This is a genomic window from Solirubrobacter phytolaccae (assembly GCF_027587195.1).
Lineage (GTDB): Bacteria > Actinomycetota > Thermoleophilia > Solirubrobacterales > Solirubrobacteraceae > Solirubrobacter > Solirubrobacter phytolaccae.
Map to the genome: position 1 here is coordinate 1 of NZ_JAPDDP010000142.1, position 5,027 is coordinate 5,027.

The window sequence follows — 5,027 nt, forward strand, 5'->3', positions numbered from 1 at the left end:
CATCGCCGCCGCGCGACTCGCCGACACGGCCCGCGTCGCCCCGCCCGCTTCCGCCGCGCCCGACGTCCCCACCGCGCGACTCGCCGCGCCCGTCCGGCCGCGGCTCTCGGGCACCGCCAAGGACACCGGCTGCGGCGGCAAGCTGCGGCGCGTCGAGGTCTCCCTCCAGCGCAAGTCCGGCAAGCGCTGCCAGACCGTCGGCACCGCGGGCAAGCCCGGCAAGCGACGCGCGTGCTCGAAGCGCACGTGGCTGCGCGCGAAGGGCACCACGCGCTGGTCGCTCACGCTCAAGCGCAAGCTTCCCGCCGGCACCTACGCGTTGCGCGTCCGTGCACGCGACGCCGCCGGGAACCTGTCGTCTACGCGCACGAAGACGCTGAAGGTCCGATGATCACTCGCCGCCACCTGATCCAGAGCGGCCTCGCCGCCGCCACCGCCGTCACGTTCGGGCCGAGCTTCTGGCGTGACGCGCTCGCGGCGCCGCCCGCGCAGCCCGGTCCCGGGCCGTACGGTCCGCTGCTGCCGGCGGACGCCAACGGGATCATGCTCCCGAGCGGGTTCAGCTCGCGCGTGATCGCCACCGCCAACGCGCCCGTCGCGGGCACGGGCTACGTGTTTCCGTGGTTCCCGGACGGGCAGGCGACCTACCCAACGCCGGACGGCGGCTGGATCCTCGTCACCAACTCGGAGATCCCGGCCGTGGGCGGCGTCTCGGCGATCCGCTTCGACGCGCGCGGGACGATCGTCGACGCCTACCGCATCCTCGCCAACACGAACACGAACTGCGCGGGCGGCGCGACCCCGTGGGGCACGTGGCTCAGCTGCGAGGAGGTCGACAAGGGCAGCGTCTGGGAGTGCGACCCCACCGGTGCGCGGGCCGCGGTCGAGCATCAGGCGATGGGCGTCTTCAAGCACGAGGCCGCGTGCGTGGACCCGCTCCTGCAGCAGATCTACCTGAGCGAGGACATCTCGGGCGGCGGCCTCTACCGCTACACGCCGACGGCCTACCCGGACCTGAGCGAAGGTCTGCTGGAGATCGCGTGCGGCGGGCCGCAGGTCGTGTGGAAGCCGGTGCCGGACCCGCGGTTCACCGGCGCCACGGCCTGCAAGGACCAGGTGGCAGACTCGATCAAGTTCGGCCGCGGCGAAGGCCTCTGGTACGACGCCGGCCGCGTCTACCTCGCGACGACGAGCGACGAGACGATCCACGTCTACGACACCCGCGCGGGCACGCTCGAGGTCCTCTACAACGCCGACAACGCGCCCGGCACCCCGCTGCGCGGCGTCGACAACCTGCACGTCTCGCGCTCGGGTGACCTGTTCGTCGCCGAGGACTCCTACGACAACGACCCCGACGCGATGGACATCTGCCTGATCACGCCCGACAAGCAGGTCGCGCGCTTCCTCAAGCTCACCGGCGACGCGCACTTCCTGCCCGGCGAGCTCGCGTCCGAGACGGTCGGCATCACGTTCGACCCGAGCGGCACGCGCATGTACGTCGGCTCCCAGCGCTACGCGGGCTTCGGGATCGTCTACGAGATCGCCGGTCCGTTCCGGCTGGAGCGGGCGCAGGGCGCACCGCCGCTGAACCCCGTCGGCTCACCTGCGCCGCCGGCGGTGGCCGGCCCGGGTGGGGCGCCGGGCGTGCCGATCGGGCTCGACGTCGCCTCGCGGATGACGTTCGCGTCGTTCATCCGCCGCGGGCTCGCGCTCGGCATCACCGTCGACAAAGGTGCGTCGATCCGCGTGAAGGTGACCGCCAAGGTCCGCGGCCGGAGGGTCACGCTCGCCTCCGGCACCCGCCTCCTGGACCGCGGCCACACGACCGTCCGCTTCAAGCCCACCAGGGCGCGCGCGAAGCCGCTGAAGGCGCGCCGTCAGGCGCTGAAGGCCACCGTCGAGGTCAAGATCGTCACGCGCGGCGCGCCGACGCGCACGCTCAAGCGGACGGTGACCCTGCGTCGCTGAAGCGGCGCGAGTAGACGACGACGTCGTCCTGCGTGTAGCCGAGCGCCTCGTAGAAGCCGCGCGTGACGGCGTTGTCGCCGCGGATCATCACGTTGAGCTTGGGCGCGCCGCGGCCGGCGAGCCACGTCTCGCACGCCTGCATCAGCGCGCGCCCGAGCTGGCGCCCGCGGTACTCGGGATCGACCGCGAGGTAGTAGACCCAGCCGCGGTGGCCGTCGTCGCCGACCATCGCCGTGGCCACCAGCGTCCGGTTCTCGAAGGCGCCGAGCACGGTCGACCGGCGGCCGCTCATCGCGCGGTCCAGGTCCGCGTAGGGGTCGTTCCACGGCCGGACGAGCCCGCATGTTTCCCACAGCGTGACGGCGGCGTCGCGCTGGCTGATCTCGAGCGGGCGGATCATTTGACCTTCTTCATCGTGAACTGGGAGCTGACCCGGCCGATGCCCGGCAACTCCGCGAGCTCGGTCATATAGAAGGTCTCGTAGGCCTCGACGTCGGCGACCGCGACGCGCATCAGGTAGTCCGGCACGCCGAACAGCCGCCGGCACTCGACGACCTCGTCCATCGCGGCGATCCGGCCTTCGATCGTCTCGACGGTCGCGCGGTCCTTCTGGGTGAGCTCGATCATCACCTCGACCTCGAAGCCGCGCCCGAGCGCGGCGGGGTCGATGTCGGCGTGGTAGCCGCGGATCACGCCGTCCCGCTCGAGCGCGCGCACGCGACGCAGGCAGGACGAGGGCGAGAGGCTCACGTGGTCGGCCAGGTCGACGTTCGCGACGCTGGAATCACGACACAGGTGATCGAGAATTGCGCGATCGGTGCGATCCACGCGTGGATCTTGCCATAGTGGCCGACTGTTCGACCCATCTTCGCCATCGATCGTCAGCGCGGCGCGCGAGAATGTCGCGACGATGTTCGACCGCCTCTTCCGCGATTCGCTCTCGATCGGCCTCGCCACGGGCGTCTATGCCGTGTCGTTCGGCGTGTTGTCCGTGGCGGCGGGGTTCAGCGTCGCGCAGACGTGCGTGATGTCGCTCGTGGCGTTCACGGGCGCGTCGCAGTTCATGTTCGTGTCGGTGATGGGCGGGAGCGCGGCCGCGGCGCTCCCTCCGGCGGTGCTGCTGGCGGCGCGCAACGGCATCTACGCGCTCTCGCTCGGGTCGGTGCTGCGCCGCGCGGGCTGGCGGCGCGCGCTCGACGCGCACCTCGTGATCGACGAGTCGACCGCGATGGCGCTCGCCCAGGACGATCCCGCCGACCGCCGCCGCGGGTTCATCCTCACGGCGCTGGCGATCTTCGCGTGCTGGAACCTCGGGACGCTCGCGGGCGCGCTGGCGGGCGGGGTGCTCGGCGCGCCCGAGACGTACGGCCTGCACGCCATCTTCCCGGCCGTCTTCCTCGCGTTGCTCGTCCCACAGGTGCGTTCGCGCGAGGTGCTCGCGGCGGCGCTCGCGGGCGCGGGGATCGCCCTGCTGCTCGTGCCGGCCGCGTCCGCGGGCGTGCCCGTGATGGCGTCGGTGCTGGCGGCGGCGCCGTTGCTGGTGCGACGGCGCGCGAAGGTGCCGGCATGAGCTGGACCGCGGTGCTGCTGTTGTGCGCGGCGTCCTACGCGCTGAAGGCGGGCGGCGCGGTGCTCGCCAGCCGCGGCGGCGGGGTCCTGGAGGGCCGGCTCGACGTGCTGGTCGTGCCGGTGATCGCGGGCCTGATCGCGGTGCAGACGTTCGGCGACGACAAGACGCTCGTGCTCGACGGCCGCGCGCCCGCGCTGCTCGTGGCGGCCGTGCTGATCTGGCGGCGCGTGCCGCTGCTGCTGGTCGCGCTCGCCGCGGGCGGCACCGCCGCGCTACTGCACGCTGTCGGGGCGTGAGTGCGTCAAGCTGTCCGGGCCGATGACGCCGACGGACAGCGCCGCCGCACGCCGTTTGCGTGCGATCGAACGCCTGCACGCGCTCGACCGTGCCGGTGACCCTGCGCTGACCGCGCTCACGCGTGTGGCGAGCTTCGTCGTGGGCGGTGGCGCCGCCGCCGTGCACCTGATCGACGACGAGGTCCAGCACCGTGTCGCCGCGACCGACGCGCCGCTCGGCGAGCACCCGCGCGAGGACTCGATGTGCAAGCTCGTGGTCGACGGCGAGCGGCGGATCGTGTGCGAGGACGCGACGGCCGACTCGCGCTTCGCCTACTCCTCGTTCGTGCAGGGCGACGCGCCCGTGCGCTTCTACGCCTCCACCCCGGTCCGCGCGACGGACGGCACGGTCGTCGGCTCGCTCTGCACCTGGGACATCGAGGCGCGTGAGATCGGCGACGAGCACGTCCGCCGGCTCGAGGACCTCGCCGAGCAGGTCGCGACCCTGCTCGAGCTGCGCCAGGTCGCGTCCGAGCTCGGCCACGCCGCCTCCCACGACCCGCTCACCGGCGTCCTGAACCGGACGATGCTCGACGACCGGCTCGCCCACGCCTTCGCCCGCCGCATGCGCCGCGACTGCGACGTGCTCGTCGTCGTCGTCGACCTCGACGGCTTCAAGGCCATCAACGACACCCTCGGCCACGACACGGGCGACGTCGTGCTCAAGACGGTGGCCAGCCGCCTCCAGACCGCGACGCGCGCCGAGGACACCGTCGCCCGCCTCGGCGGTGACGAGTTCGCGGTCGTCGCCGAGCTCCAGCCCGACAGCGACGGCGAGTCGATCCTCGTCGCGCGCATCGAGTCCGGCCTGTCCGAGCCCGCCGAGTACGGCGGGGAGCTCCGCCCGCTGCGAGCGAGCGTCGGCGCCGCGCTGGCCGAGCCGGGCGACGACGTCCGCGCCGCGCTCGCCCGCGCCGACCAGGCGATGTACGCGCGCAAGCGCGAACGCCGCTAGTCGGGCTTCCGCGCCCACAACCCGCCGGGTGCCGCGGGCTCGGCCTCGCCGTCCCACAGGTGGGAGTTGGGAGCCGCCACAGGGACGGCCGACGAAGCGACCGGCGCGGCCTCACGGCGCGGCGCGGCGGCCGCCGCCGTCGCCGTCGCGAACTCGTGCGGCGGCGCCTCACGGCGCGGCGCGGCAGCCAAGGCCGATC

At 73.2% G+C, this 5,027-nt stretch carries 7 protein-coding genes and 1 pseudogene; 5 read left to right on the forward strand and 3 right to left on the reverse strand.

Going from position 1 to position 5,027, the window contains the following annotated elements:
* Positions 1–391, forward strand: a 391-nt coding sequence (locus OJ997_RS35880) for an Ig-like domain-containing protein (protein WP_270030271.1), incomplete at its 5' end; no start/stop codon positions are given.
* Positions 388–1,968, forward strand: coding sequence for an alkaline phosphatase PhoX (locus OJ997_RS35885; protein WP_270030272.1), 1,581 nt, complete (start codon positions 388–390; stop codon positions 1,966–1,968). The genes OJ997_RS35880 and OJ997_RS35885, both read left to right, overlap by 4 nt.
* Here the strand turns inward: OJ997_RS35885 and OJ997_RS35890 are convergent.
* Together OJ997_RS35890 and OJ997_RS35895 are read right to left on the reverse strand one after the other, a co-directional pair.
* The gene (locus tag OJ997_RS35890; RefSeq protein WP_270030273.1) at positions 1,940–2,368 is read right to left on the reverse strand and encodes a GNAT family acetyltransferase; all 429 of its coding nucleotides are present in this window, start codon (positions 2,366–2,368) and stop codon (positions 1,940–1,942) included. The genes OJ997_RS35885 and OJ997_RS35890 overlap by 29 nt on opposite strands.
* Entirely contained in the window at positions 2,365–2,796 is a 432-nt protein-coding gene (locus OJ997_RS35895; RefSeq protein WP_270030274.1) for an Lrp/AsnC family transcriptional regulator, read from the reverse strand. Before OJ997_RS35895 ends, OJ997_RS35890 begins: the two co-directional genes overlap by 4 nt.
* A gap of 82 nt (positions 2,797–2,878) precedes the next feature.
* Here OJ997_RS35895 and OJ997_RS35900 point away from each other — a divergent pair, with 82 nt between their 5' ends.
* Genes OJ997_RS35900 through OJ997_RS35910 form a run of 3 tightly spaced genes read left to right on the forward strand, consistent with a single transcriptional unit; the run spans position 2,879 to position 4,828 of the window.
* Positions 2,879–3,538 (forward strand): AzlC family ABC transporter permease, encoded by a 660-nt coding sequence (locus OJ997_RS35900; RefSeq protein WP_270030275.1) that lies wholly within the window; start codon positions 2,879–2,881, stop codon positions 3,536–3,538.
* On the forward strand, positions 3,535–3,834 hold the full coding sequence (locus OJ997_RS35905) for a hypothetical protein (RefSeq protein ID WP_270030276.1): 300 nt from the start codon (positions 3,535–3,537) through the stop codon (positions 3,832–3,834). Before OJ997_RS35900 ends, OJ997_RS35905 begins: the two co-directional genes overlap by 4 nt.
* Before the next feature lie 22 nt (positions 3,835–3,856).
* Entirely contained in the window at positions 3,857–4,828 is a 972-nt protein-coding gene (locus OJ997_RS35910) for a sensor domain-containing diguanylate cyclase (RefSeq protein WP_270030277.1), read from the forward strand.
* Here OJ997_RS35910 and OJ997_RS35915 read toward each other — a convergent pair.
* Positions 4,825–5,027 (reverse strand): annotated as a pseudogene (locus tag OJ997_RS35915) (hypothetical protein); the annotation flags it as partial. The gene OJ997_RS35910 and the pseudogene OJ997_RS35915 sit on opposite strands and share 4 nt — an antisense overlap.

Bases quoted from the DNA above. Each gene is read 5' to 3' on its own strand.
- OJ997_RS35900 (WP_270030275.1), top strand. From the start codon at position 2,879: ATGTTCGACCGCCTCTTCCGCGATTCGCTCTCGATCGGCCTCGCCACG.
- OJ997_RS35910 (WP_270030277.1), top strand. From the start codon at position 3,857: ATGACGCCGACGGACAGCGCCGCCGCACGCCGTTTGCGTGCGATCGAA.
- OJ997_RS35890 (WP_270030273.1), bottom strand. From the start codon at position 2,368: ATGATCCGCCCGCTCGAGATCAGCCAGCGCGACGCCGCCGTCACGCTG.
- OJ997_RS35905 (WP_270030276.1), top strand. From the start codon at position 3,535: ATGAGCTGGACCGCGGTGCTGCTGTTGTGCGCGGCGTCCTACGCGCTG.
- OJ997_RS35885 (WP_270030272.1), top strand. From the start codon at position 388: ATGATCACTCGCCGCCACCTGATCCAGAGCGGCCTCGCCGCCGCCACC.